The organism is Mesorhizobium sp. M0833 (assembly GCF_040319905.1).
Classification (GTDB): domain Bacteria; phylum Pseudomonadota; class Alphaproteobacteria; order Rhizobiales; family Rhizobiaceae; genus Mesorhizobium.
Window position 1 is genome coordinate 35,887 of sequence record NZ_JAMYOQ010000029.1, and the last position, 26,648, is coordinate 62,534.

General features: G+C 63.6%; 12 protein-coding genes. 6 read left to right on the top strand and 6 right to left on the bottom strand.

The window, feature by feature from the left end:
• Positions 1–7: 7 nt before the first annotated feature.
• The 6 genes from cysW to NKH98_RS25925 form a co-directional block, all read right to left on the bottom strand.
• Positions 8–892: a sulfate ABC transporter permease subunit CysW gene (cysW, locus tag NKH98_RS25900; RefSeq protein ID WP_254819066.1), complete on the bottom strand. Its 885-nt coding sequence runs from the start codon at positions 890–892 to the stop codon at positions 8–10.
• Positions 885–1,736, bottom strand: a complete 852-nt coding sequence (gene cysT, locus NKH98_RS25905; RefSeq protein WP_023720880.1) for a sulfate ABC transporter permease subunit CysT — start codon at positions 1,734–1,736, stop codon at positions 885–887. The genes cysW and cysT overlap by 8 nt, the downstream gene beginning before the upstream one ends.
• 18 nt (positions 1,737–1,754) lie before the next feature.
• On the bottom strand, positions 1,755–2,783 hold the full coding sequence (locus tag NKH98_RS25910; protein WP_254819065.1) for a sulfate ABC transporter substrate-binding protein: 1,029 nt from the start codon (positions 2,781–2,783) through the stop codon (positions 1,755–1,757).
• Between the two features lie 222 nt (positions 2,784–3,005).
• Positions 3,006–3,737 carry a M15 family metallopeptidase gene (locus tag NKH98_RS25915; protein ID WP_352902808.1) on the bottom strand — a complete coding sequence of 244 codons (732 nt, stop codon included), beginning with the start codon at positions 3,735–3,737 and terminating at the stop codon, positions 3,006–3,008.
• Between the two features lie 27 nt (positions 3,738–3,764).
• A complete protein-coding gene (gene pbpC / locus NKH98_RS25920) occupies positions 3,765–5,855 on the bottom strand; it encodes a penicillin-binding protein 1C (protein ID WP_352902810.1) in 2,091 nt (696 codons plus the stop codon).
• Positions 5,856–6,069: 214 nt separating this feature from the next.
• A complete protein-coding gene (locus NKH98_RS25925; RefSeq protein WP_352902813.1) occupies positions 6,070–11,550 on the bottom strand; it encodes an alpha-2-macroglobulin family protein in 5,481 nt (1,826 codons plus the stop codon).
• A 273-nt stretch (positions 11,551–11,823) separates the two neighbouring features.
• On the opposite strand from NKH98_RS25925, the gene NKH98_RS25930 reads away from it, so the two are divergent.
• The 6 genes from NKH98_RS25930 to NKH98_RS25955 all read left to right on the top strand — a co-directional run bounded on the left by NKH98_RS25930 (position 11,824) and on the right by NKH98_RS25955 (position 26,643).
• Positions 11,824–13,752: an autotransporter assembly complex protein TamA gene (locus NKH98_RS25930; protein WP_352902816.1), complete on the top strand. Its 1,929-nt coding sequence runs from the start codon at positions 11,824–11,826 to the stop codon at positions 13,750–13,752.
• Positions 13,752–19,802 carry a translocation/assembly module TamB domain-containing protein gene (locus NKH98_RS25935; RefSeq protein WP_352902819.1) on the top strand — a complete coding sequence of 2,017 codons (6,051 nt, stop codon included), beginning with the start codon at positions 13,752–13,754 and terminating at the stop codon, positions 19,800–19,802. The genes NKH98_RS25930 and NKH98_RS25935 overlap by 1 nt, the downstream gene beginning before the upstream one ends.
• Positions 19,803–20,063: 261 nt before the next feature.
• Positions 20,064–21,716, top strand: a complete 1,653-nt coding sequence (locus NKH98_RS25940) for an ABC transporter substrate-binding protein (protein ID WP_352902822.1) — start codon at positions 20,064–20,066, stop codon at positions 21,714–21,716.
• Positions 21,717–21,935: 219 nt separating this feature from the next.
• Complete coding sequence (locus NKH98_RS25945) at positions 21,936–22,970, top strand: ABC transporter permease (RefSeq protein ID WP_352902825.1); 1,035 nt, start codon at positions 21,936–21,938, stop codon at positions 22,968–22,970.
• 12 nt (positions 22,971–22,982) lie between these two features.
• On the top strand, positions 22,983–24,140 hold the full coding sequence (locus tag NKH98_RS25950) for an ABC transporter permease (protein WP_352902828.1): 1,158 nt from the start codon (positions 22,983–22,985) through the stop codon (positions 24,138–24,140).
• Between the two features lie 79 nt (positions 24,141–24,219).
• Positions 24,220–26,643, top strand: coding sequence for a dipeptide ABC transporter ATP-binding protein (locus NKH98_RS25955; protein ID WP_352902831.1), 2,424 nt, complete (start codon positions 24,220–24,222; stop codon positions 26,641–26,643).
• The last annotated feature ends 5 nt before the right edge of the window (positions 26,644–26,648 follow it).

Here is a 26,648-nt window from a genome sequence, read left to right on the forward strand (position 1 = left end):
CATTTTGTCAGTGTCCGCGCGTCGCGGCGATCTCGGCGCCGTAGCGCATCTCGAGAAGTGTTTTCAAGACCAGCGTGACGAGCGCCAGGCCGGCAAGCAGCGAAGCGACGGCAAAGGCGGCGGCGGCATTGTACTCGTTATAAAGGATTTCGACATGCAGCGGCATGGTGTTGGTCAATCCGCGTATGTGGCCGGACACCACCGAGACCGCGCCGAACTCACCCATGGCGCGGGCATTGCACAGCAACACGCCGTACAGTAATCCCCACTTGACGTTGGGCAACGTCACGTACCAGAACGCCTGCCAGCCATTGGCCCCAAGCGACAGGGCCGCCTCCTCGTCGCCATTGCCCTGCTCCTGCATCAGCGGGATCAACTCGCGGGCGACGAAGGGGAAGGTGACGAAGATCGTGGCCAGCACGATGCCCGGCACCGCAAACAGGATGACGATGCCATGCGCCTTGAGCCAGGCGCCGAGCAGGCCTTGCGCGCCGAACAAGAGCACGTAGACAAGCCCCGAAATGACCGGCGAGACGGAAAAGGGCAGGTCGATCAGCGTGGTCAGGAACGCCTTGCCCTTGAACTCGAACTTGGCGATCGCCCAGGCGGCGGAAATGCCGAAGACGATGTTGAGCGGCACCGAGATCGCCGCGACCAGAAGGGTCAGGCGGATCGCCGAACGCGTGTCCGGTTCGCCTAGCGCTTGTGTGTAGGCCTCGATGCCCTTGGCGAAAGCTTCCTTGAAGACGATGATCAGCGGCAAGAGCAGGAAGATGGCAAGGAACGCAAACGTTACGGCCATCAGCACGGTCCTCGCCGTGCGGCTTTCGGTCACCGCCGGCGACTGGCTTTCATGGTGCGGCGCGTAGGATTTGATTTCCGGGTCAGCCATAGCGCTTGCGGCTCCAGGTCTGCACCAGGTTGATGACCAGCAGCATGACGAAGGACAGCGCCAGCATGATCGCCGCGATCGCGGTCGCCGCCGCATAATTATATTCCTCCAGCCGGATGACGATCAGAAGCGGTGCGATTTCGGATTTATAGGGCAGATTGCCGGCGATGAAGATGACGGAACCGTACTCGCCGACGCCGCGCGCGAAGGCCAGCGCGAAACCGGTGACGATGGCCGGCGCCAGTCCGGGAAGCAGAACGCGGCTGATGATCTGGAAGCGATTGGCGCCGAGCGTGGCGGCCACTTCCTCTACCTCCTTGTCGATCTCCTCCATGATCGGCTGGACGGTGCGGACGACGAAGGGCAGGCCGATGAAGATCAGCGCAATTACGATGCCAAGCGGCGTGTAGGCGACCTTGATGCCGAGCGGCGTCAGAAGGCTTCCGATCCAGCCGTTCGGTGCGTAGAGCGTGGTCAGCGCAATGCCGGCGACCGCTGTCGGCAGCGCGAAGGGCAGGTCGACCATGGCATCGACGATGCGGCGGCCGGGAAAGCTGTAGCGCACCAGTACCCACGCGACGATCGTGCCGAAGACGACGTTAACAGCGGCGGCAATGAAGGCGGTGCCGAAGCTGATCTCAAGCGCGTTGATGGTGCGGCGGTCGGTGACGATCGCCCAGAAGTCGGTCCAGCCGAGCGCCGCCGAGCGCCAGATCAGCCCGGACAGGGGAATGAGGATGATGAGGGTGAGGTAGGCAAGCGAGAAGCCGAGCGTCAATCCGAAACCCGGAATGACGCTCGGCTGCCTGAATCGCCACCCCGCCTTGGCGGGTGCTGTGGTCATGTCGTCCTGATCTAAATGCTACTGGGCCGGCTTGTAGATCTGGTCGAATATACCACCATCGCCGAAATGATAAGGCTGTGCCTTCTTCCAGCCGCCAAAAAGCGGGTCGTCGATGGTGATCAGCTTGATCTCAGGCAGCTTGGCAAGGTCCTCCGCCGGCACCAGGTCGGGCTTCGAAGGGCGATAATGGTTCTTGGCGATGATCGTCTGGCCTTCCTTGGAATAGAGATAGCTCAGATAGGCTTCGGCAACTTTGCGTGTGCCTTTGGCGTCGACATTGGCGTCGACCACGGCGACCGGCGGCTCGGCCAGGATCGAGGTCGGCGGGTAGACGATATCGAAATTGTCGGCGCCGAACTCGTCGAGCGCCAGATAGGCCTCGTTTTCCCAGGCGAGCAGCACGTCGCCCAGCCCTTTTTGCGCGAAGGTCACGGTGGCGCCGCGCGCACCGGTGTCGAGAACCGGAACATGCGCATAGAGATTGCCGACGAATTCCTTGGTCTTGGCCTCGTCGCCGCCATCCTTGGAGCTGGCATAGGCCCAGGCGGCGAGGTAGTTCCAGCGCGCGCCACCGGAGGTCTTGGGATTCGGCGTGATCACCTGGACGTCCTCTTTGACCAGATCGCCCCAGTCATGGATGCCCTTGGGGTTTCCCTTGCGGACGAGAAAGATGATGGTCGAGGTGTAGGGCGCCGAATTGTTTTCGAATTTCGTCCGCCAGTCTGGATTGATCTTCTTCGCTTTCGAAACGATGGCGTTGATATCGCCTTCGAGCGCCAGCGTCACCACGTCGGCGTCGAGGCCGTCGATCACGGCGCGAGCCTGCGCGCCGGATCCGCCATGTGACTGCTGGACGGTGACCGTCTCGCCTGTCTCTGCCTTCCAGTGGGCAATGAAGGCCTCATCGAATTGCTTGTAGAGCTCACGCGTCGGATCATAGGACACGTTGAGAATGGTGGTGTCGGCAAACGCGAAACCGAGCGTGCCGAACTGGACGGATGTGGCGACCAGTGCGCCGAGCAGTTTCCTGAAATGAGGTTTGGTCATTTTCCGCCTCCGTTGAACTCGCGCCAAATCTACCGAATTGATAGAATTTAGATGCAATCAATGTTGCCTTTTTTGGCTCATTGAAGCAATTTTTCGCCTGGTTTCGGCGATGCGAGGAACTATTTTCCCGCATGGACCATGATCGCGCTCCCGACGCGATTAACTAGAGACGGCCAGCTCTTCGGCAATGGCTGCGTCTCGTCCGAACGAGGTTTCGGCAGCTTATTCGCCGGCAACGGGAAAGTTGAAGCGCTCTCTTGGAAACGGCTCGTTTTCCAGCGTGAAGTGCCACCATTCGCGTGGGTAATTCTTGAAGCCGCCGGCGCGCATCGCCTCGACAAGTCTTTTGCGGTTAGCCGCGGCTTCATTGTCTATCGCTCGGTGAGCCGTTTCGCTCGCCGGATCGAAACAGTCGAAACCGGTGCCGAAATCGAGCGTGTCGGCATCGGTCGCGCCGCAGGCCGGTTTCGGAGCGCTCGTGCGGCCGGCCCGTTTTTTATGGTCGACCCGGGCGATCGCGACATCGACCGTCGATCCGCGCGAATGGGTGGACAGTTCGCCGATATAGCCCTTGGCGATGAGATCCTTGCGCTTGACCTTTGGATACCATTGCGGGTCCGGTGGCCCGCCCGTTTTTGTCCATTCACTCATGTCGGAGACAGCCCGCGCAGGGCGGTAGCAGTCGAACACGACCAGCGTCAGCCCTTCGGCAGCAATCGCTTTCTGCACTGCCGAAAGCGCTTGCGCCGCTTGCCTGGTGAGGACGCATACCGGCGCGTCGTAGCCGCTTACCTTGCGATGCAGGAAATTTTCGAGACCGGCATAGCGGATATCCTGCCGGATACTGGGATCGATGTCGGCCAGCCGAACAAAGCCGGCGGGGAGGGTGTCGGCAAAGGCCGAGGAAATACCGGCGGCCGAAAGCAAGGCGTAAACCCCAATCCCCTGAATCACCTGCCGGAATCTATTCAAGGGAAATTTTCACTCGACAAAAACCTTCACGCTGGCCGCGCGTCCCGCCGCGTCGATCACGGTCAGGGTCGAATAGCCGGCGCCGTCCGGCTGCCAGGTCGCGGTGCGCCGCCGGTCGATGCCGACCAGCGGCTTGCCGTTGGCCAGCCAGCGGAATGGTGCGCGGCCGCCCTGCAGCTTGAGGACCAGCGGCGAGGCGTCGGCCGAGGAAGTGCCGAGATCGACGCGGGCGCCGTCGGGCGGAAAGATGATGGTTGGCGCAGGTTCGGTCGGCGTCGCCTGCACCAGCCCATCGGTGCCGGCGCCGAAGCGCGTCAGCGTCACCGGCAGCTCCTCGCGTTTGGGACGCCGGACGCCGGACGGCTGGCTTGGCAGTGGTACGGCGGCCAGGCCGGAACGGACAAAGCCTTCGAACAGGATGGGCGCCGCCGAGATGTAGCCGGACAGGCCGGGCACCGCGCCGGCGTCGGGGCGGCCGACCCATACGCCGAGCACATAGCGGCCGTCAAAGCCGACCGACCAGGCGTCGCGATAGCCGTAGGAGGTGCCGGTCTTGTAAGCGATGCCGCGTTGGGCGGCACCCTGAGGCGGCTTGACGCCTGACAGGATGTCGGTGATCTGCCAGGTCGCCTGCCCGTCGAGGATGGTGGTGGTCGAGCGTTCGGCATTCGCCGGCTCCGTACCGTCACTCAGCGTGTGTGCCTTGCCGCCATTGGCAAGGCCGGCATAGAGCTGAACCAGGTCGCGCAGTGTCATCCCGACGCCACCGAGGCCGATTGCCAGGCCAGGCGCCTCGTTGACGGGCAGTACAGGGGTCACATCGGCCTGGCGAAAGCGCGCCATCAGCCGGGCCGGGCCGACCGCGTCGAGCACGCGGATCGCCGGAACGTTGAGCGACAATTGCAGCGCCTGCCTGATGCTGACATCGCCCTGATAGCCCAGGTCGAAGTTCTTCGGCCGGTAGCCGGAGAAATCGGCTGGGCTGTCCTCGATCAGCATCTCCTGCGCCACCAGGCCTTGTTCGAAGGCGAGGCCGTAGATGAACGGCTTCAGCGTCGAGCCAGGCGAGCGGACGACTTTGGTCATGTCGATCCAGCCCGAACGGGTGGCATCGAAGAAATCGGCAGAGCCGACCTCGCCAAGGATATCGCCGGTGCGGGCATCGGCCAGCACCATGGCCACCGAGAGGTGAGGGCCGAGCCTGGCGGCTGCATGTTTCGCCACCTGCTCCAACCCTTCCTGGACACTCTTGCGGATCGTCAGTTGCAGCTTCTGGCCGGTGATGGCCTTGGGCAGCATTGCATAGGCCGCATGGGCAGCGAGCGCCGGCAAGGTGCGCCGCAGCCCCGACACATCGTCGAGCGCGGCACGCGCGGCCTCACGTTCGCCGAGCAGGCCTGCCGAGACCATGCGGGTCAGCACCCTGTCGCGGGCAGCGTGGGCAATCTCGAGATTGCGATCAGGGCGTCGCTTTTCCGGCAATTGCGGCAAGGCGACGAGCAGGGCGGCCTCCGAAACCGTCAGCCGCTTCGGCTCCTTGCCGAAATAGGCGAGCGAAGCGGCGCGCACACCTTCGAGATTGCCGCCATAGGGCGCCAGCGTCAGATAGCGTTCGAGGATCTCGCGCTTGGAAAGCCGCCGTTCGATTTGCAGGGCGCGCAGCATCTGCTTGATCTTCGAGCCGAGGCTGCGGCTGTCGCGTGGTTCGATCAGGCGGGCGAGCTGCATCGAGAGCGTCGAACCGCCGGAGACGATATGGCCGCTGGTCGCGAACTGGCCGGCGGCACGCGCCAGTGCCAGCACGTCGATGCCTTGGTGCCCCCAGAAACGCTTGTCCTCATAGGTGACGAGCATGTCGACGAACTGCTTGTCGATCTGGTCCAGGCTGGTAGCGAGCCGCCAGTAGCCGTCCGGCGTGGCGAAGGCGCGCAGCAGTTGGCCGTCTCGGTCCTGCACCTCGGTCGAGACCGTCAAAGCAGCCGGCAGCGGCGGCGGAAATGCGCGGTCGAGCTGCCAGAGGGCGACGGCGGTGATTGCAGCGAGACCGGCCAAGGAAATGCCCGCTATGGCCGCTCGGCGCAGGAATTTTCTGGAGAGCATGGCGCCGCCCCTCATCCGCCTGCCGGCACTTTCTCCCCGTTTAGTGACGGGGAGAAGGGGGCTGTCGCGACCCTTGGCGCTTTCTCTGCGGCGTTAAGGTTCGGCGAAAACTTCGGCGCATGGCTCTTTCTCCCCGTCTCTATACGGGGAGAAATGCCCGGCAAGGCAATGAGGGGCAGCGCCATCGCCATATTCCTATCGGCCTTTTTTTGCCTTACGGCGCCTTGACCTCCATCATGCCGGTGGCGGTGCGGGCCGAATATTGCGGCCGGTACATGTCCTCGATCGTTGCTGCCGGGTGGGCGTAGGTGCCCGGCGTCACTGCGCGCACGACATAGGCGAGCGTTATATTGCGGTCGCCGTCGCCGTCGTTGGGATTGAACGCCGCGACGAAACGGTCGTCGCGGAATTCGAGATGGGCGGCATCGGTCTGCGCCAGCCAGGAGAAGTTCGTCAATTGAGCGCTGGAGACCAGGCCCGGATTGTCGATCTCGAAGCCGGCCGGCAACAGGTCGGTGATCAGCAGCCGCGAAGGCCAGGTGTTCTGCTCGTAAACCTTGAGCACGACGACATAGCGTTCGTTCTGCTTGACCTCCGTCACGTTGGCCTCTGTGCCGTCGAGCTTGTAGTAGGTACGGCTGATGGTAAAGCCGTTGCTGCCGGCCGGCAGAGGCTGGATCGGCGAGGCCACAGTGGTGACGACCGCCTGTAGCGGATTCCTGCCGGTATTAACGATGGTCAGCGGACTGTCGGCCAGGTCGCCACCGGCGATCTGGTCCGAATAGCCGCCGGCATGCGGTGCATCGTTGACGGTCAGCGCGATCGAATCATTGCCTGCCTTCAGCGCGCGGGCCGCCAGCAGCATCCAGGATTCGTCCTGTGTGCTGGTCCACCTGGCGTCGGCGCGTTCCCTGGTCACCAACTGGATCAGCGCCGGCACGATGGTCGGAACCGGCTTGCTTTCCGCGGCAAGCGCCAGGATCGCCGCGCCGTCACGCAGCGGCGAGCCATAGTCGGATCGGTAATAGTCATATTCGGGTGTCGACTTGGCCAGTTGCAGCGCGGCCTGGAAGGTCGCCTCCGAGCGCTGCGTGTCACCGTAGAGCGCGAGAGACGCCGCCAGCTGGGCGACGGCCATCGGGCTGGTAAAGGCTTCGAGCTGGGTGTCGGCATAGTAACGCAGATCGCCGACCGAGGCCTTCTTGTTGCGGGCAAGCACATAGAGCGCGTAGGCGATCTCACTGCCGCGATCCTGGATGTCCTGATCGTAGCCGATCGCGTTCTGCAGATTGCTCAGCGCCTGGTTCATCGCCAAGGCCGGCACGTCATATTTCTGCTCGCGCGCCCGGGTCAGGAAATCGGTGACATAGGCGTCGAGCCACAGATCGCCGGAACCCGGACCCCACAGGCCGAAGCTGCCGGCCGATGCCTGGTAGCTCAGCACCTTGTAGATGGCGTCCTGGACGCGGCCATGCAGATCGGGGTCGCTGGCCATGCCGATGCCGGAAGCCATGTCGTTGACGTAGAGAAGCGGCATGGCGCGGCTGGTGGTCTGTTCGGCGCAACCATAGGGATAGCGGTCGAGCGTCATCAGCAGCGACGGCACGTCGAAGGCAGCCGCCTGCGAAACGCCGACGCTGACCGAAGCGCCATCGAGCAGGCTTGCCGCCAGCAGTTCCTTGTCGACGCGCAGCGCGCCGCCATTGCCCTTGAGGTCGACGACCATGCGGGTGGTCACCGGCAGTTGCGCCGGGCGCACGGGCACATAGAGCGTCTGCTCGACGGCGGTGCCGTCGGCATGCGCAAGCCTGATGGTGATCGAGGCGTTGCCTGCGGTCTGCGCAATCAACGGCACGGTCAGTGTCTGCCGCTTGCCTTTGGCGAGCGTCAGCTTTTCAGGCAAGGCGGCATTGCCGGTTGACAGGTCGCCTGTCGTGTTGACGGTCAGCTTGTAGTCGCCTGCGGGGCCGTCGGTGTCGGCGACGTCGAGCCGCATGACGGCGGAATCGCCGGGCGCCAGAAAGCGCGGCAGGCCTGCGGTGATTACCACCGGATCACGCACGATGACGTCGGACTGGGCATGGCCAACCGCTTCCTTGGTCCAGGCGACGGCCATGACGCGCACGGTGCCGTTGAACTGCGGAATGTCGAAGTCGATCTGCGCCTTGCCGTCGGCGTCAAGCTGGACCGGGCCGGAGAAGAAGGCGACCAGCTTTTCGGTCGGCGGACTGCCTTGCGATTGCATGTTGGCGCCGTCGCCGCCGGTGCGCAGCTTACCGGTTGTGCCCAGCGAGCCGTCGATCAGCCGGCCATAGATGTCGCGAACCTCGAGACCGAGCATGCGCTGCCCGAAGAACCAGTTCTCCGGATCCGGTACCTTGTAGTTGGTCAGGTTGAGGATGCCGACGTCGACGGCCGCGACCATGACATAGGCGTTGGTGCCGGGCTGCACGCCGGCAACGGCGACCGGGATCGACAGCTGCTGGCGCGGCATGGTCTTGCCCGGCGTCGCCAAGCTGACGGCAAGCTTCCGCGAGCCGGGATCGAGCTTCAGCCATTTGACGCCGATGGCGCGCGCCGGCATGCGTGTCTCTTGCGCATCGCCCGGCCTGAATAGCGTTGCCGTGACGTAGGCGCCGGCGCCCCAGTCGTCGCCGACCGGGATGTCGACAGTGCTGCCGCCGGCCGGCACGCTGGCGGTGACGGTCTTCAGGAGCTTGTCGGCGCCGATGGTGACGAGCAGCTCGCCGGCAAAGTGCGGCGACACTTTGAGCTTGGCCACTTCACCCGCCGCATAGGTATCCTTGTCGAGGGCGATCTCGAGGCCGTCGGGCGTTTCGGTGGTGGTGGAACTGACATACCAGCCGGCGTCGAACTCGTAGCTGGTGGCCGGGCCTTCCGGATCCGCTGTCTCGATCTCGAGCCGGTAGCGGCCCCAGTCGACCGGCAGCGACACCGTAGCCTCGCCATCGGCGCTCAGGTCGACCTGGCCGTTGGCCACCGCCTTGGTGAAGGTGACCGGCTCATAGTTCCAGGAGTTGCTCGAGCGATACCACTGGTAGCTGCGCTCGACCTTGACCAACGACCACTGTGCGCCCTTCAGCGCCTCACGCTTGCCGTCTGGGTCGACGGCGATCAGGCTGAACTTGGCCGTGCCGCCTTGCGGCACCTCGTCTCCGTCGAAATCCGGGCGGATGCCGATCATGTGGCCCTGCGGGCGGATGCCGATATTCAGCGAGCGCTCGACGGCACGGCCGCCGCTTTCACGCATCCTGACAGTGACCTTGGCATCGACCAGCTTGGTGGTGGATGGCAATTGATCGACGGAGACCGGGAAGGTTGCCTTGCCGTCCTCGCCGACCACCGGCAGGCCGGTGAAGGGCGTCACTGTCGGTTCAGCCGACTGTTCGTCGGCGAGACCGAAGGAATAGCCTTTGAAGCGGTCCCAGTCGCGGGCGGTCGACAGCGTCAATTCGCCTTCAAGCGCGAGGCCTGCGGCCGGCGCGCCGTAGAGAAAGCGGCCGTCGACGGTAATGTTGGCGGTCTCGCCCTGGGCGATCTCCTGCTTGTCGGAGGACAGGTCGAACTCGATGCGGTCCGGTACGAAGTCCTCGACCAGGAACATCTGGCTGGCGACCGCCGCCTGCTTGGGATCGGTATGGATCGCCACCGTCCAGGTGCCGCGCATGGCGTTGGGTTCCAGCGGCAGGTCGACCGCGTGACCGCCGGCCGACGCGCCGTCGCTGACGATGCGGCGGTCCTCGACGCCGTCGGGCCGCGAGAAGATGAAGGTCAGCGGCAGGTTCTCGACCGCCTTGGCGGCACTGTCGCGGGCAAGAGCCGCGACATGGACATCTTCGCCGGCGCGGTAGATGCCGCGCTCGGTCCAGGCATAGACGTCGAGCGCGCCAGGTGCCGGCCGTCCGGCGACGCCACGGTCGGACAGGTCGAAGCCGGCGCGGCCCATATCGAGGAAGACGAAATCGTCGTCGCCCTGTTTGGCCATCAGCACGGCCGGCGCCATGCCGCTGTCGCCGCGCGTCAGGCCGGGATTGAACACCGCCCGCCCTTCCGCGTCGGTGGTCGCGGTGCCGAGGATTTCATTGTTCCTGGCCAGCAGCGTCAGCTCGGCGCCGGCAATCGGCTTGGCGGTTGCGAGCGAACGCGCAAAGACGTTCAGTCCATCCTGTCCAGTATAGGTCGACAGGCCGATATCGGAGACGACGAACCATTGCGTGGCGTGCGAATCATAGTCGTCGCTGCGATCGTCGACGGCTTGTGCGGTCAGCACATAGACGCCGGGCTTGCGCTTCGGCAACGCCTCATCGATTGGGAAGGAGGTGGTGACTTCCTTGTTGAGATCGTTGGCGATGTCGAGCTGGCCCTGCCAGACCGGCTCGCCCATCTGTTCGGAGATGTTCGAAATGTCGTAGCCGTCAAGCTGGCGCAGGAACTGATATCCCGACAGAAGTTGGGCCAGCGAGCGGTCGCCGATGCGGAAGAGCTTCATTTCGGCGGCATTCATGTTGACGGTGACGACCGGTATGCCGCGGCGTGCGCCGGCGGGCAGCACGAAGCTGTCGCCGGTGAAGCGGGCCGAAGGCGCGCGGTCCTGCACGTAGATCGACAGAACCACCGGTGCCGCGGTGACCTCGCCAATGGCGGCCGGCAGGCCGGCGCGGAAGGTCACGTCATAATGTTGGCCGTGCTCGAGCCCTTCGACGCAGATCTGCTTGTCCTTGGCTTCGACGCCCTTGGGAGCGGCGTTGTCGACAGTAACGAACTGCGAGTAGTCGACACCGGTCTTGACCAGCTCCTCGGAGAACTGCGCGCAGATGCGTGGCGCGCTGGTGTCGGCATCGACGGTATGATCTATGACGCGGAAACCCTTGCGGGCCTTGAGATCCTGGTAGGCGGCCCTGACTGCCGGCGAATTGACGAGAGCGAGGCTCGCCTCGTAGGCCTGCAGGGCCGGCCTGTAGAGATCGCGGCGATCAAGGCCGTCCCCGAGCAGCGCCAGGACGTCGGCGCGCGTCTTGGTGGTGCGCAGCAATTTGTAGGCATTGAAGGCGGCGGAAGTGGCGTTCGCCGGCAGCATCGACGGCTCCGAACTGTTGGCGGTCGGATGAACGGCAAGCGTTTCGCGCGCCAGCTCGAGCCAAAGCTGGCCATTGTCAGGCAACACCGAAACCGCCGCCTCGTATTTGTGCATGGCCGAGCGATGATCGCCCGTCAGCGCCGACTGTTCGGCGGCGGCGCTCAGCGCCGTCAGCCCCTCGGTCGGCTTGGTGTAGGTCGGGCCAGTGAGCTTGTTGCGGTATTGCTGGGCCTGGTCTGCCATCCAGTTCGGGAAGAAGGCCAGTTCGGGTGGCGCGCCGATGTCGGGATCGCCATCGATGTTGACGACCTTGCCGGCGACGGCGCCGCTGAAGGGTTTCAACGAGTTGTAATCGGATTTAAGGAAGCACCATTTGGCCTTGAGATTGTAGGTGAAGGCGCGGCAGGCCGGGTCGCCGAGGCAGGTGGTCTTGCACTGGTCGAGGCTGACATTCTGGTCGGATCTGAGATCGAAACCAAAATAGTCGGAATTGTCCGATGTCACCACCCGCCGGGCTTCGGCCGCTTGCGCGACACCGCTCCAGGCAAAAAAGAGAAGGAAAAGAATCGATAGACCACGAGCCGCGCGCATTGCCATAAACCCCTCCAGACAAGTGCTGACGTCCAGAAATCTTCAAGCTTCAGTCGCGCTTGTCAACATCAGGACGCGGCAGGATCCGCCTGCCAACGGTTTGCTTTCCGGCCGATGACCGGTAGTAGCTCCATAGGACAGGGGATCACGCTTTCTTGCGGCGACGCAGAAGGTGTGAGTTCCAAGCCCTGTCTATTTCAGCAATTGGATTGTGGCCCCTTTACGAGTGCTTCAGAACTTCATTCCAATTTTAGGTTTGCGAGCTAGGCTAGGAGCGTAATGCCGGCGTATGAAAGGCAGATGTCGGGAGGAACCGCGCCACGGCGCGCGCTTTTGCGCGCCCTGCTTTTCGCCTTGCTGTGCTCGGCGGCACTTATTGTCGAGACCGGAAATGCGGCAGCCTTCGAGATTTTCGGCATCAAGCTATGGGGATCGTCGAAGGACGAAGATGCCGAGATCGTCGACCCGCTGCGCTATGCCGTGACGATCGAGACGCCCGACGCCGACAAGGATCTCGCCGAGAAGCTCGAAAACGCCTCGGCGCTGAAAGCCGACGAGGAACACCCGGTATCAGGTTCGCTGGGTCTTTTGGCCAAGGCGCGCAGCGACCGTGAGCAACTTGTCGCCGCGCTCTACGCGGACGCGCGCTACGAGGGTGTCGTCACCATCACCATTCAAGGCAAGCCGCTCGACGGTCTGCCGCCCGATGCCGAGTTTTCCGGCCCGCAGCCGATTCCGGTGGTGATAAGCATAGCGGCCGGGCCGAAATTCACGCTTGGCAACATCAGACTGAAAGGCGATGCAGCGGGGCTGGCAAGTGCCGATTTCGGTCTGATCGCCGGCGGTGACGCCAGTTCGGGCGCCGTGCTCAAGGCCGAGGCGGCGATCGTGCGGGCACTCAAGCAAGAAGGCAGGCCGCTGGCCAAGGTGACGGGCCGCGAGATCGTCGCCGAGCACGCCGGTTCGACGCTCGACGTGACGCTCACCGTCGCGGCCGGCCCGGTCGCCGGCTATGGCGACACCACTGTCGAGGGCACCGAAAAGGTCGACCGCGACTTCACCGAATATATGACCGGCCTGAAGCGTGGCCGCCAGTATTCGCCCGATGAGATCGACGATGCACGCGACCGGCTGCTCGGCCTCGAGGTCTTCAACAGCGTGACGGTGAAGGAAGCCGACGCCCTCGACGCCGAGGGCAACGTCCCGATCGGTGTCCAGGTCAGCGAACGCAAGCCGCGCTATTTCGGCATTGGCGGCAGCTTCTCAAACACCGAAGGGCTGGGCCTCGAAGGCTATTGGGGGCATCGCAATCTGTTTGGCCGCGCCGAAAAGCTGCGCATCGACGGCAAGATCAGCGGCATCGGCAGCAACGACTTGACCCAGCTCAATTACAATGCCGGCGTCATGTTCGAAAAGCCGGGCGTGGTCGGGCCGGCGTCGAAATTCATTGCCAGCGTCAATGCTGTGCTGGAGCACCCCGACGCCTATGACCATTTCTCGGTCAAGGGCAGTACCGGCCTATCCTACGAACTCGACAAGAAGCAGACGGTTTCCGCGCAAGTCGCGCTGGATTATTCGAGGATCCACGACGCTTTCGGCAAGCACACCTATCTGATCGCCAGCATTCCACTGCAATATGTCTACGACAATCGCGACAGCAAGCTCAATCCGACCCGGGGCTTCAGGGTGCTGGCCTATGCCGAGCCGAGCTACGACATTTTGAGCGGGGCTGCCTTCGTCAAGCTGAAGGGCGAGGGGTCGGCCTACCAGTCGCTCGATTCGGCCTCGAAATTCGTTTTCGCCGAACGTGTCGCCATCGGCTCTATCATCGGCGCCAGTCTTCAAGATGTTCCGGCAGATCGCCGCTTCTACTCAGGCGGCGGCGGTTCGGTGCGCGGCTATGCCTATCAAGGCATCGGCCCGAAGGACAGCAATGGAGAGCCGATCGGCGGGCTTTCCTTTTTCGAGACCTCGGTCGAGCTGCGCATCGCCGTCACCGACAAGATCGGCGTCGTGCCGTTCGTCGATGCCGGCACGGTGTCGACGAGGCAGGTTCCCGATTTTTCGGGCATGAAGGTCGGCGCGGGTGTAGGCTTGCGCTATCTGACGGCGTTCGGGCCGCTGCGCATCGACGCGGCAGTGCCGCTCAACCGCGGCCCCGACGATCCTCATTTCGGCATTTATGCCGGCATCGGCCAGGCATTCTGATGGCAATATTCAGGCGCATCCTTCGTATCCTTTTCTACACGCTGCTCATTGTCGTGGCAGCGGCGGTGGGGGCGCTCGTCGTGCTGACCAAAACCGAGCGCGGGCGCGAAAACCTTGCCGGCATCATCTCGACCATGGCCTCGACCAGTGATCGCAAGGTCACTGTCGTCGGCATCGACGGTATCTGGTCGGGCGCGCTGAGGGTCGATCATGTCGTTCTGGAGGATCGCGAAGGCGCCTGGATGGTGGCGCGCAAGGTGGCCGTCGACTGGTCGCCGCTGGCACTCCTGTCGAAGAGCTTCAGCGCCGATCGCATTGGGGCCGAGCGTATCGAGTTGGCAAGGCTGCCGGTGGCCAATACACAGCCGCGCCAAAGCGGGGCGACCACGCTGCCGGTTTCCATCGATGTCAAGCAGCTCGACCTTCCCGAAATCGCACTCGGGCAGGCTCTGGCCGGCAGCGGTGTTGCCGAGCTCGCAGCCAAGGGAGCGCTCAAGGCGGATGCCTCGCCGTTGGCGATCGAGACCAATCTCAACATCGTTCGCCATGACGGCAAGCAAGGCACGGTCGACGCCAAAGCCCAATTCGCGCCGGCCGACAACAAGCTCGACCTCGACTTGAGGGCATCCGAGCCGGCCGGCGGCATCATCGCCAACCTGCTCAAGTTGCCGGGCGCGCCGCCGGTCGAGATTGTCGTTTCCGGCACCGGACCGCTCGCCAACTGGAATGGCATCGGGACCTTTGTCGTCGATCGCCGGATCGTCACCCAGCTTACCGGTCGTCATCAGCTCACGGACAAGGGTCATTATGTCGAGGCCAAGGGTGACGGCGAATTCGAGCGCTTCCTGCCCGAAAATCTGAAGCCGCTGTTTGCCGGCAAGACCAGCTTCGACCTCGCCGGCACAGCGACCGCGGCCGGCGGCGTTGACGTGGAGCGCGCCAATATCGACAGCGATGCCGTGCACGCGACGGCCGTCGGCACTGTCGATCCGAACGGTGCCAGCGATCTTTCCGTTAAGCTCGCCGCAAAGGGGCCGCCTATCGTGCTCAGCCTCGGCAGCGAGGCGCAGCCGATAACCGTGGCGATCAAGGACGCCACGGCCCGCGCTTTCGGCGATGGCAAGGCGCCGATGGTGGATATCGGCGCGTCGCTGGTCTCGGTGGTGGCTGGCGGCACGCGGGTGGACGACCTGATCGGGCAAGTGCATTCCGATGGTTTCGACATCCAGAACCGTAGCGGGCCTGTCACCATCAAGCTGACGGCGGCCGGCCTGAACACCGACGTTGCGACGTTGGCGCCGCTGATAACGGGCAGGGTCAGCGCCGGTCTCGCCGGCTCCGTCAGCAAGGAACAGATTATCGTCGACCAAGGCACGCTGCGCAGCGACGCGCTCAATGCGTCCGTAACGGCCACCGTGGTGCTGGCCGATCTGTCGATGACGCTCAAGATGAATGCCGACGCGGCTTCGACGGCGCTGCCGCCGCAGGTCAGTTCGGTTCTCGGCCAACGCGTGCAGTTTTCCGCAACCGCGACCCGCGACCCGGACGGTGCGTTTGCCGCCAATGCATTGCAGCTCACCTCCGGCACGCTCAACGCCAGCGGCACCGCCAGCGCGCAGGGCACCGATATCCGAGCCGATATCAAAGGAACGCTCGGCGACGTGTCGGTGCTGTCGCCGCTGGTTGGCGCGAAGGTCGGCGGCGCAGTCGATTTCGCGCTGACCGCAAGCGGTGCGCGCACCGCGCCGGACTTCTCGGTTTCGGCCAGCAGCGACAGCCTGACGGCGTCCGGCCATGCGGTGAAGCAGATCAAGCTGAGCGCGCGCGGCAAGGCCGATATCGCCAGTCCCGCCGCCGATGTCTCGCTGACCGGCTCGGTCGACGACCAGCCGCTCGACCTCAAGGCATCGCTGGTCACAACCGACGGCAAGCGCTCCATCAATGGACTTGCCGTCTCGCTGGCCGACAACAAGGTCTCCGGCGACCTCGGGCTCGACGACGGCCTGCTGCCGCTCGGCACGTTGGCCCTCGATGCCGCCGATATTGCCCCGCTGGCCAGACTTGCCGGCCAAACGCTAGCCGGCGACGTGCGTGGCACGATCCGCTTCGCCAACGACAATGGAGCACCGACGGTCGCGATCGATGCGACGAGCACCGCGATTTCGCGCGGCGAACTGGCGGCCAAGACAATCGCCGTCAACGCGCTGGTCGCCAATTATCTCAAAGCCCCGGCGATCGCCGGCAAGGTCAAAGCCGACACGATCACCTCGGGAACCACGGTGATCAGCGGCATCGATGTCGACCTGAAGCGCGATGGCGACTGGACCGGCTTTAGCGGCGGCGCCACGGTCGCCGGCATTCCGGCCAGCGCGGCCGGGCGGGTCAGGATCGCGAACGGCATCACCGCTATCGAGCTTGCCTCGGGCGAGGCAATCATCCGCGGCATCAGGGCAGCGATCACACAGCCGTCGGCGCTGACAATCGCCAATGGCATCGTGAGCATAGAGAACCTGGCACTCGGTGTCGGCGGCGGTTCGGTTGCCGTGTCGGGTACGGCTGGCCAGACGCTCGATCTCGCTGCCACCTTGTCGGCGGTCCCGGCATCGCTTGCCAATGATTTCTCACCGGGTCTCGATGCCGTGGGCGCGCTCAGCGGCACCGCGCAGGTCACGGGATCGTCGGCTGCCCCCGACATCCGCTTCAACGCCCGGCTCAGCGGCGCCGAAACCAGCCAGACCCGGCGGGCCGGGCTCGGGCCGCTCGATCTCGATGCGGCAGGCCGCTTCTCGCCGGCCAGCGGCCTGGCCATCGAGCAGGCGACGCTTGCCGGCGAGAAAATCTCCGGCAAGGCAGCCGGCACCGTCAATCCGAACGGCGCCAGCGATTTCTCGCTCGACCTCGCCTCGACCGGTCCGAGCCTGCCGCTGTCGCTTGGCAGCAAGGCAAGCCCGATCAAGCTCGAGCTGCAGGCGATATCGCTAAAGGCGGCCGGGCAGGGCACGCAGCCGAAGCTCGACATCTCCGCGACACTGCCATCGGCCGCCACCAATCTGGCTAAGGTCGAGGGCATCACGCTGGCGCTGCACTCCGATCGCTTCGACGTGAAAGCCCGGAGCGGGCCGATCTCCGGCTCGGTGATCGCCGAAAAAATCGGCCTCGACAATCCGACAGTCGCACCGCTGATCGCCGGCAAGGTCAGTGCCAAACTCGCCGGCAGCCTTGCCGCCGACGCTGTCATCATCGATAGCGGCACCGTGACCAGCGACGCGTTGAACAGCGGCTTCAACGGGCGGGTCTCGCTGGCCGACGGCGCCATCGATCTAAATCTCAAGGCGGATGCCGCGTCGGCGGCGCTGCCGGCGGCGGTACGTGGCGTGCTCGCCGAGCGAACACAACTCAGTGCCGCGCTGAAGCGAGACGCCAACGGCAATGTCGCCGCCAACGCCGTCAGGCTGTCGTCCGGTTCGCTGACGGCAGACGGGCAGGCGAGCCTTGCCGACAACAAGCTCAGCGCCGACGTCAAAGGCGCGCTGGGCGACGTCTCGCTGGTATCCAAGGACGCCAAAGGCGCCATCTCTTTCGCGCTGAATGCGCAAGGCGCCAGTACCGCGCCGGATCTGTCGCTGACTGTCAACAGCGACAGGCTTTCGGTCGCGGCGCGCGAGATCACTGGCCTGAAGCTTACTGCCACAGGCAAGGCTGATGCCGCCAACCCGGCTGCGAATGTGCAACTCACCGGAAACGTCGCGGGTCAACCGCTGCAGGGCAGCGCCGTGCTGGCGACATCCGACGGCAAACGCGCCATCAATGGGCTTTTGCTGTCGCTGGGCAAGAACCGTATTTCCGGCGACCTGGCGCTTGACGATGCCTTCGTCCCGGTCGGCACGGTGGCACTTGACCTGCCCGATATCGGTCCGCTTGCTGCCCTGGCACTGGAAAAGGCCGATGGCGATGTGCGCGGCACTATCGCCTTCTCCAAGGCGGGCGCCGTGCCGCAGGTCGCCGTCAAGGCGATGACGGGCTCGATCTCGCGCGGCGATGTCTCGGCCAAGGCCGTGACCATCGATGCGCTGATCGCCAACTATCTGGCGGCACCAGTGATCTCGGGAAAAATTCGTGCCGACAGCGTCACCTCTGGCGGCACGGTTATCCGTGGCGTCGACGTCGATCTGAAGCGCGACGGCGAATGGACCGGTTTTTCCGGTGGCGCCACTGTCAAGGATATTCCGCTGAAAGCCGGTGGGCGGGTCAAGGCGGTCAAGGGCACGACGACGGTCGAACTTGCCTCCGGCGAGGCGACCATCCGCGGCATCAAGGCGGCTATCGCCCAGGCCTCGACCATCAACATCGCCAATGGAGTGCCCAGCTTCGACAGGCTGGTGCTCAACCTCGGCGGCGGCACGGCGACGGTCACGGGCAAAGCTGGGCAGGCGCTCGACCTCAACGCGACGCTGGCCCGCGTCCCGATCTCGATAGCCAACGGTTTTTCGCCGGGCCTCGATGCCGCCGGTTCCATCTCGGGCACGGTGAAGGTGACGGGTGCGCCGGCCAATCCGGCCGTTGCCTTCAAGATCGATGCAGCAGGCGTTCAGACGTCGCAGACCCGTGGTGCAGGCTTCGGCGCCATGGGCGTTTCATCCTCAGGTACCTATTCGGGCAACAGACTGACCTTTGACGCCAACATGAGCGATGCCGCCGGCCTCGGCCTCAAGGGCGGCGGCACGATGACGACATCAGGCGCGCCCACCCTTGATCTCAACTTTTCCGGCAAGGTGCCGTTCGCCTTCCTCACCAGGACACTCGCCGCGCAAGGCTTGTCCTTGAGCGGCACGGCCGACGTCGATATACAGGTACGCGGCCCGGCAACGTCGCCGGTGATCTCAGGCACGGTCCGCACGTCAGGCGCCCGCCTTCTCGACGCGCGTTCGGGGCTTGCGATCAACGATATCACTGCCGATGTCGCCGTCGGTGGCGGCGTGGCAAGGATCAATCGACTGACCGGCACGCTGTCGACGCGCGGCAGCCTTTCGGCCAGCGGCACCGTCGGCATCGATCCGGCTAAGGGTTTTCCGGCCGATCTGTCGATCAAGCTCGTCGACGGCCGCTATACCGACGGCAAGGTAGTCACCGCCAATCTTGGCGGCGACCTGACCGTTAAGGGGCCGCTCACCTCCGCGCCGGTGATTTCCGGTACCGTCAACCTGGCCAAGACCGTCATCACCGTACCCGAAAAGCTGCCCGGCTCGCTGGCCGAGCTCAACGTAAAGCACAAGAATGCGCCGGCCGCCGTGCGTGCGCAGGACAAGGCGTTGCGCCCGGCCGCTGCAAGCAGCGGTGGCGGCGGCAGCGGCCTCAATCTCGACGTCACGGTCAATGCGCCGAGCCAGATCTTCATCCAGGGCAGGGGCGTCGACGCCGAGCTCGGCGGTTCGCTGCGGCTGACAGGCCCGGCATCGTCACCCCAGGCGGTCGGCACCTTCACCTTGCGGCGAGGGCGGCTGACGATCCTTGCCAAACGGCTGACCTTCACCGAAGGCACGGTCGGCTTTTCCGGCTCTCTGGTGCCCTACCTCAACCTCACGGCGCAATCGAAGACGACCAGCGCCACCGTGACCATCGTGGTGTCGGGCGAGGCGACCAACCCGAAATTCACCTTCTCCTCGGTACCGGCGCTGCCGGAGGACGAGGTGCTGGCGCAGCTGATCTTCGGCCGTTCGATGTCGAACCTGTCGCCGCTGCAGATCGCTCAGCTTGCCGAAGCTGCCGGACAACTGGCCGGCGTCGGCGGCTCGACCTCCCTGCTGCAGAACCTGCGCAGCGCGATCGGCGTCGACGATCTCGACGTGATCACCGACGAAGAGGGCGGCACCGCCGTCTCGGCGGGCAAGTATCTCAACGACCGCACCTACGTGACGATCCAGAAGGGCGACAGGCCGGGCTCGGGCAAGGCAACCGTCGATCTCGACGTTGGGCGCGGCGTCAAGCTGCGTGGCGAGGCAACCGACGCCGGCGAAGCCAAAGGCGGTGTTTTCTACGAACGCGAATATTGAAACCGGGCGTTCGCGCAGAACAACTGGTTGCCCGAAGAACGAGCGGCGCAGCAGCGAATGTCCCGGGTTAATTGTCCGTGGAGATTTCGGGCGAAATCCCTGGCGCAGTAGCAAATTTGCGCCAAGACTGTCGCTATCGCGCGAACCGCCCTGCTTTCAAAGTTGCACATTCCTTGGCATGTTCCCAATCCGTGCCGTCTTTGACATCATGGCGCGGATGCGGAATGTTAAAAGGCAGAAAGCCAACAATGGGAGTTAGTCATGACGATCTACAAGAGTAACGGCGACCGCGTTCCCGATCACATCCTGGCCATGGCCGAAGACGCCAAGGCAGGCAAGATGGATCGTCGCGAATTTCTGGCTCTCGCCAGCGTCTTCGGAGCCTCGACGGCGATGGCCTATGGCATGCTTGGCCTTGCAGACCCGACGCCGGCCAAGGCGGAAGAGGTCCAGGGCAAGAAAGGCGGCGTGTTGAAGGTCGCGCAATGGATCAAGGATCCGAAGGATCCGCGCAAGTCCGACTGGTCGGAAATCGCCAATGCCGAGCGCCAGGCGCTCGAGCCGCTGGTCAAATATACCACCGAATACACATTCCGCCCCTATCTGCTGGAGAGCTGGGACGTGAATGACGACGCTACCGAATACACGCTGCATGTGCGCAAAGGCGTCACCTGGAACAACGGCGATCCGTTCACCGCAGACGACGTCATCTTCAACCTCAAGCGTTGGGCCGACAAGAAGGCCGAAGGCAATTCCATGCCGGGTCGCCTCGGTTCGCTGGTCAAGGACGACAAGCTGGATGAGAGCGCGGTGACCAAGGTCGACGACCACACGATCAAGCTGACGCTCAGCAAGCCGGATATCGCCCTCATTCCCAACGTGTGCGACTATCCCGGGCTCATCGTCCACAAGACGTTCGATGAAAAAGGCGGCGACTTCAAGTCCTGCCCGATCGGCACTGGGCCGTTCGAGCTGGTCTCCTACGATGTCGGCCAGAAAGTGGTTTACAAGCGCCGCGAAGATAACAAATGGTGGGATGGTGACGTCTTCCTCGACGGCATCGAGTTCATCGACTACGGCACCGATCCGGCGGCCATGGTCAGCGCCTTCGAAGCAGGCGAGGTGCACACCAACTTCGAGACGTCGGCCGACTATGTGTCAATCCTCGACGGCATGGACCTGGTGAAGTCGGAGATTGTCACCGCCTCGACGATCGTCTGCCGCACCAATGTGACCAACAAGCCTTACGGCGACCAGAAGGTTCGCAACGCCCTGCAGCTCGCGGTCGACAACAATGTCGTCCTCCAGCTCGGCTACGGCAATGCCGGCACGGTTGCCGAAAACCACCATGTCGCCCCGATCCATCCGGAATACTACGAACTGCCGAAGATTGCTCGCGACCCGGCAAAGGCGAAGGCGCTGATGGCGGAAGCCGGCCAGGCCGATTTCGAGCACGAGCTGATCACGGTCGACGAGGACTGGCACAAGAATACAGGCGATGCGATCGCCGCGCAGATGCGCGACGCCGGCATCAAGGTGAAGCGTACCGTGCTGCCGGGTTCGACCTTCTGGAACGACTGGACGAAGTATCCGCTGTCGATGACCAACTGGAACATGCGGCCGCTCGGCGTCCAGGTTCTGGCGATCGGCTATCGCACAGGTGAAGCCTGGAACGAGACGGCCTGGTCGAATCCGGAGTGGGATGCCAAGCTCAATGCTGCGCTCGCAGTCGCCGACGCCGCCAAGCGCAAGGAAATGATGAAGGACATCGAGCAGATCCTGCTGGATTCCGGCATTATCATCCAGCCTTATTGGCGCAAGCTCTACAGCCATTCGGTCAAGGCGGTGCAGAACTACAAGATGCACCCGACCTTCGAGCGCGACTATGGCAAGGTCTGGCTCGAGCAGGCCTGACCGGACGATCCGGAAAGGGGCGTCTCGCCCCTTTCCGTCGCTCTTTGCATGATCCATGGACCGGAAGTCGGCGCAGCAAAAAGTTGCGGACTCTTCGGCCGGGGTCTGCAATAAAAAGGGTATTGCATCTGGGACTGGTCTGAAGGCTTGTTCTGCCGCTGGCGGCAGGGCGGCTTGCAAACCGGTTCCAACCCCCAACCCGACCGGCAGGGGACCGCCATGCTTTCTTTCGTTATCAGGCGTCTCGGCACCATGGCATTGACGATGCTGTGCCTGACGATGATCGTCTTCTTCCTGGTCAATCTCGGGCCCAATCTGAAGAAGCTGGCGATCAGCCAGACCGAAATGCACACATCCGCCGAGCAGCTTGAGGCCTGGCTGGTCAACCATGGCTATCGGCAGAATTTCTTTGTCCGCTACGGCCAATGGCTGGGCATCATGCCAAAGCAGCCGGTGATCGACCCGGCGACCGGCAAGCCCGCACAGCGTTTCTCCTTCTGCAACGATCCGGTCGTGCCGACATTCTCCGGCATCCTGCAAGGCGATTTCGGTTGCTCGACGAAGTTCAAGACGACGGTCGCTTCGAAACTCTTCCCGGCGCTCAGCGCCACCGGCATCCTGATGCTCTGCGTGCTGGCCGTGATGGTGCCGGTCTCGCTTTTGATCGGCATTCTCGCCGGCATGCGCGAGGGCTCACGCACCGACCGTACATTGTCGGTGGCTTCGATCGCCTCGACGGCGACGCCCGAATACGTTTCGGGCGTCATCTTCACCGTGATCTTCGCCTCCTGGCTCGGCGTGCTGAACGGTTCGGCGGCCTCGGCCAGCCAGGGCATCACCTTCTACAATTTCACCTTGCCGGTAATGACGCTGGCGATCTACGGCATCGGCTACATCGCCCGCATGACCCGCGCCTCGATGGTGGAGGTGATGACACAGCAATATATCCGAACCGCCCGGCTGAAGGGCCTCTCCTTCGGCAGCGTGGTGATAAAGCACGCTCTGCGCAACGCGCTGATCGCACCGTTCACGGTCATCATGCTGCAGTTTCCCTGGCTGCTCACCGGTGTCGTTATCGTCGAGGTGATGTTCCGCTACCAGGGTTTCGGCTACACGCTGGTCGAGGCTGCCGGCAACAACGACATCGATCTTCTGCTCGGCTGCTCGCTGGTCTCGGTGTTTATCGTCCTGATCACACAGCTCATCTCCGATGTCGGCTACGCGTTCCTCAATCCGCGCATCAGAGTTCAATAGGAGACCGGGCGGATGCAGGTCGAATATCTCAGCGCCCTCAACGTCGTACTCGGCGTGCTTGCCCGCTTCTGGCCGGTCTGGATCGCTCTTGCCCTGGTGATGGGAGCGAGCTTCGGCTACAAGAAGAAACTAGGCCTTTACGGCCAGCTTTTCGACAGCGGCGTCGGCATCGTCGGCGTCGGCATCTGCCTGTTCTGGCTGTTTACGGCGATCTTCGCGTCGACCATCTCCCCCTTCGATCCGCTTGCCCAGGTGCCGATCATGAAGGACTCGCTGCCGGGCGCAATCGAGCCGGCGTCGAAACTTGTATACTATTTCGGCGGCGACAAGCTCGCCCGCGACGTGTTCTCCCGCATGGTCTATGGCAGCCAGATCGTGCTGATCATCGCGCCGGCGGCGACCGGTTTTGCGCTGATGGTCGGTATTACGCTCGGCCTGCCGGCCGGCTATTATGGCGGCAGGATCGATACGGTGCTGTCCTTCCTCGCAAACCTTGTGCTGGCCTTCCCGGTGATCTTGCTGTTCTACCTGCTGGTGACGCCGGGCATCATGGACACGCCGATCCCCTACGCGATGGCAGGGCTGTTCTTCCTGTTTCCGATCATCTTCTTCAGTGTGCTGTTCTGGACGCGCTACAAGAACCGTCCCGACCGCCTCTATATCCTGCTTGGCCTGACGCTGGTACTTGGCGGCTGGATCTATGCCGGCCTTGTCTTCGATGCCGATCCGTTCAAGATCATCCACATCGATCCCAACCAGCTCAACATCTTCGTGGCGGTGGTGTTCGCCTCCAGCCCGGGCGTGTTCCGTATCGTGCGCGGCCTGGTCATGGACATCAAAACACGTGACTATGTTGCGGCGGCGCAGACGCGCGGTGAATCGCCCTGGTACATCATGCTGTGGGAGATATTGCCCAATGCGCGCGGGCCGCTGATCGTCGACGCCTGCCTGCGCATCGGCTACACTACGATCCTGCTCGGCACGCTCGGCTATTTCGGGCTGGGACTAGCGCCGGAAAGCCCGGACTGGGGCACGGCGATCAAGGATGCAAGCCGGCTGCTGCGCTCCTTCATCCACCCGGCGCTGCCGCCGACGATCGCGTTGATGTCGTTCGTGCTCGGCCTCAACCTCCTGGCGGATTCGCTGCGCGAACAGTCTATGAAAGATTGATGCCGGGAAAGATTGACGCCGGGAAGACCGATGCCGGGTTCGGCCCGACGTGCCTGAAGAACAAGGATTGGAGCGACCCATGAATGAGGCAGTTCGAAATCCCGCCAAGCCGACCAGTGGGCCGACCAATGAGCCGATCATCGAGATCGAGAACCTGTCGATCTCCTTCTTCACCCGTAAGGGCGAGATCCCGGCGGTCATGGATTTTTCCTGCACGGTCATGCCCGGCGAGGCAATGGGCATTGTCGGCGAATCCGGTTGCGGCAAGTCGACCGTGTCGCTCGGCATCATGCGCGACCTCTCCAACATCGGAAAGATCGTCGGCGGAAAGATCAAGTTCCAGGGCAAGGACATGGGAGAACTGTCCGACGAGGAACTGCGCGCCATCCGCGGCAACAAGATCGCGATGATCTACCAGGAGCCGATGGCCAGTCTGAACCCGGCAATGAAGGTCGGCCAGCAACTGATGGAAGTGCCACTTATCCACGACAAGGTGTCGAAGGACGAAGCTTATAAACGCGCCTTGGAAATGGTGCGCGCGGTGAAGCTGCCGGATCCCGAACGCATGATGCGTTCCTATCCGCACCAGCTTTCGGGCGGCCAGCAGCAGCGCATCGTCATTGCCATGGCGCTGCTGTCGAAGCCGGCGCTGCTCCTGCTCGACGAGCCGACGACAGCGCTCGACGTGACGGTGGAAGCCGGCATCGTCGACCTGGTCAAGGGGCTGGGCGAGAAGTTCGGCACCTCGATGATCTTCGTGTCGCACAATCTCGGGCTGATCCTGGAGACCTGCGACCGCATTACGGTGATGTATTCGGGCGAAGCGGTGGAGACCGGCAAGATCAAGGATGTCTTCGACCGGATGCGCCATCCCTACACGCAAGGCCTGTTCCGCTCGATCCCGCTGCCCGGCGCCGACAAGAATTCGCGGCCGCTGATCTCGATCCCGGGGCAGTTGCCGCTGCCGCACGAGCGGCCGAAGGGCTGCAATTTCGGCCCGCGCTGCCACCATTTCGTCGAGGGCGTCTGCAACGCCGCCGAAATTCCGATGATCGCGGTCGAAGGCCATGACGGGCATTTCTCGCGCTGCGTGCGCTTCAACGAGATCGACTGGGAGGCGCTGCCGCCCGGCGCCAAGAAGGTCAACGAGCGGGTGGTGCCCGGTGCGCCGGTGCTCCAGATCGAAGACCTCAGGAAGTATTACAAGGTCGGCGGCAGCGAAGTGTTCGGCTCGAGCGAGGGCCGCGTCGTCAAGGCCAATGAGACGATCTCGTTCATGGCCCGCGAATCCGAGACCGTCGCTATCGTCGGCGAATCCGGCTGCGGAAAATCGACCCTGGCCAAGGTGCTGCTCGGCCTCGAAACGGCGAGCTCCGGCCGCGTTAAGCTCGGCAACAAGGAGATCCAGTCGACCGGGATCGAGAAGCGCAGCGTCGACACGGTGTCATCGATCCAGATGGTGTTCCAAAATCCGTTCGACACGCTCAATCCGAGCCATTCGGTCGGTTCGCAGATCATCCGTACGCTGGAAAAGTTCAATGTCGGCAACACGGTGGCCGACCGCCGCAAGCGGATGCTGGAATTGCTTGACCTGGTGAAGCTGCCAAGGGCGTTCGAGTCGCGCAAGCCGCGCCAGCTTTCAGGTGGTCAGAAACAGCGCATCGGCGTGGCGCGGGCTTTTGCAGGCGACGCCAAGGTGGTGGTGGCCGACGAGCCGGTCTCGGCATTGGATGTGTCAGTGCAAGCGGCGGTGACCGAGCTGCTGATGGATATCCAGCGCAAGAACAAGACGACGATGCTGTTCATCAGCCACGATCTGTCGGTGGTGCGCTACATCGCCGACCGCGTCGTCGTCATGTATCTCGGCTATATCGTCGAGCAAGGCACGACCGACCAGATCTTTTCGCCGCCCTATCACCCCTACACCGAGGCGCTGCTGTCGGCGATCCCGATCGCCGACACCAGCGTGGTGAAAAGGCACATCGTGCTTGAAGGCGACATTCCGTCGGCGATGAACCCGCCCTCGGGCTGTCCGTTCCAGACGCGCTGCGGCTATAAGAAGCTGGTGCCGGACAATCTTTGCGAAACCAAGGTGCCGCCGGTCAAGCACCTCGGCGCCGGCCATATGAGCCTGTGCTGGTTGGCCGACGACGTGCTGGCGAAAATGGAGCCGGTGATCAAATTCGACAAGGAGCACGCGGCGAATGAGGGCGTGCCGGACGATGCGCCGCACGGTACTGGTCCGGGCTTTGCCGGTGATCCGCCCAAACGCCCGCATGGAAAGACCGGCAGCGCGGAAGCCGATGCCGAGGGTCAGGCAGCGGAGAATGCCGAAGCGGTCGCCAAGGCCCGCCGTCACGAGGTCCGCGACGAGGTTTCAGAGACCGGCGGTACCTCAAGCTCTGACGACAGCGCGGTGGCACCAATCATGCCGCCGACTGTCGGTGACGGCCGCCAGGCCGAGGACGCCACGCGCAAGCCGCGCAAACCCAAGGGCGGCTGAGAGCC

Coding starts and splice junctions, on each gene's coding strand:
- cysW (WP_254819066.1), bottom strand. CDS start 892: ATGGCTGACCCGGAAATCAAATCCTACGCGCCGCACCATGAAAGCCAG.
- cysT (WP_023720880.1), bottom strand. CDS start 1,736: ATGACCACAGCACCCGCCAAGGCGGGGTGGCGATTCAGGCAGCCGAGC.
- NKH98_RS25910 (WP_254819065.1), bottom strand. CDS start 2,783: ATGACCAAACCTCATTTCAGGAAACTGCTCGGCGCACTGGTCGCCACA.
- pbpC (WP_352902810.1), bottom strand. CDS start 5,855: ATGCTCTCCAGAAAATTCCTGCGCCGAGCGGCCATAGCGGGCATTTCC.
- NKH98_RS25925 (WP_352902813.1), bottom strand. CDS start 11,550: ATGGCAATGCGCGCGGCTCGTGGTCTATCGATTCTTTTCCTTCTCTTT.
- NKH98_RS25930 (WP_352902816.1), top strand. CDS start 11,824: ATGCCGGCGTATGAAAGGCAGATGTCGGGAGGAACCGCGCCACGGCGC.
- NKH98_RS25935 (WP_352902819.1), top strand. CDS start 13,752: ATGGCAATATTCAGGCGCATCCTTCGTATCCTTTTCTACACGCTGCTC.
- NKH98_RS25940 (WP_352902822.1), top strand. CDS start 20,064: ATGACGATCTACAAGAGTAACGGCGACCGCGTTCCCGATCACATCCTG.
- NKH98_RS25945 (WP_352902825.1), top strand. CDS start 21,936: ATGCTTTCTTTCGTTATCAGGCGTCTCGGCACCATGGCATTGACGATG.
- NKH98_RS25950 (WP_352902828.1), top strand. CDS start 22,983: ATGCAGGTCGAATATCTCAGCGCCCTCAACGTCGTACTCGGCGTGCTT.
- NKH98_RS25955 (WP_352902831.1), top strand. CDS start 24,220: ATGAATGAGGCAGTTCGAAATCCCGCCAAGCCGACCAGTGGGCCGACC.